At 58.6% G+C, this 1,518-nt stretch carries 1 protein-coding gene; it reads left to right on the top strand.

Annotation, left to right across the window (positions count from 1 at the left end):
• Positions 1-1,518: ribonuclease R family protein (locus A3754_RS22290; protein WP_156497148.1), on the top strand; the 1,518-nt coding region annotated here is incomplete at both ends.

The following is a 1,518-nucleotide window of genomic DNA, read 5'->3' on the forward strand; positions in this document are numbered from 1 at the left end:
ACAGCTGCTGGAAGTGGATGAAGAGGGTGAAGTCGGGCTGGATCGCCGTATCAAGGCCATGCTCCGTGATGCCCAGCTGGTTCAGAACCGCAACGGCAAAGTGGGTGTGGTGTCCAAAATGGACCTGATCGCCGGTCGAGTGCAGGGCCATAAAGATGGCTTTGGTTTCCTGATTCCCGATGACAAGGCCCAGGGTGATCTGTTTCTCGCCCCCCGGCAGATGGAAAACGTCATGGACGGGGACCGGGTGCTGGTCAGCAATGCGGGTTATAACCGCTTTGGCAAGAAAGAAGCCCGGATCGTTGAGATTACCGATCGCGTGGCCACGGAAGTGGTGGGCCGCTATGCCGAGGAAGCGGGGATCAGCTTTATCGAGCCGGAAAATCGCCGGATTACCAAAGAAGTCCTGATCGAGGACAAGAACGGCATCAAGCCAAACCCCGGCGACCATGTTCGCGCCACCATTACCCAGTACCCCAGCCGCGACCACCATGTGTTGGTGCGCCTGGAAGAGATTATTGCCACCCCGGATGAAGCCGGCATGGAAGTGGAAGTGGCGCTACGTCGCTTCGAGATTCCCCATGTCTGGCCGGAAGGGGTGGAGGCTGCCGCCGAGAAGTTCGGTGACAAGGTGCCTCACAAGGCCAAGGCCCACCGGGTGGATCTGCGTGATTTGCCACTGGTTACCATCGATGATGAAACCGCCCGGGATTTCGATGATGCGGTTTATGTAGAGCGTCGTCCCCGCGGTGGCTGGCGCCTGATCGTGGCCATCGCGGATGTGAGCCATTATGTGCATCCCGGTTCCGAGCTGGATCAGGAAGCGGCCAATCGCGGTAATTCCGTGTACTTCCCCAATCGGGTGATTCCGATGTTGCCGGAGGCGCTGTCCAACGGGTTATGTTCCCTGAACCCCCATGTGGACCGCCTGTGCCTTTACTGCGACATGAAGATTTCCGCCAATGGCCGGCTTACCCGGTTTATTTTCCGTGAAGGGGTAATGCGCTCGCGGCACCGCCTGACCTACAACAAGGTTGGCGCGATCATCGAAGAGCCGGAGTCCGAACTGGCCCAGGATACCGTGGCCAGCCTGGACGATGAGTCTCTGGACATGATCTGGTCGTTCCACGAAATGTTCCTGGCCCTGCGCCGACGTCGTGCAGAGCGCGGTGCCATCGACTTCGACAGCGATGACACCCGTATTATTTACGACGAGAACAAGAAGATCGAAGCCATCGTGCCGGTGCAGCGCAATGTGGCGCATATCATGATCGAGGAGGCCATGCTGGCCGCCAACATCTGTTCTGCCAAATTGCTGGAAAAAGCCGGTGTGCCGGCGCTTTACCGGAACCACGAGCCGCCCAAGGAAGAGCGCCTGAGCAAGTTGCAGCAGTTCCTGGGTGGGTTGGGCTTGAGTATCGCCTGGTCGGAAGGGGCGGCACCAAAGCCTTATGTCTTCCAGGACCTGCGCGAGGAAATTCTGGAACGCCCGGATCGCAATGTGATCCAGACGATGAT

The organism is Alcanivorax sp. HI0083 (assembly GCF_001635175.1).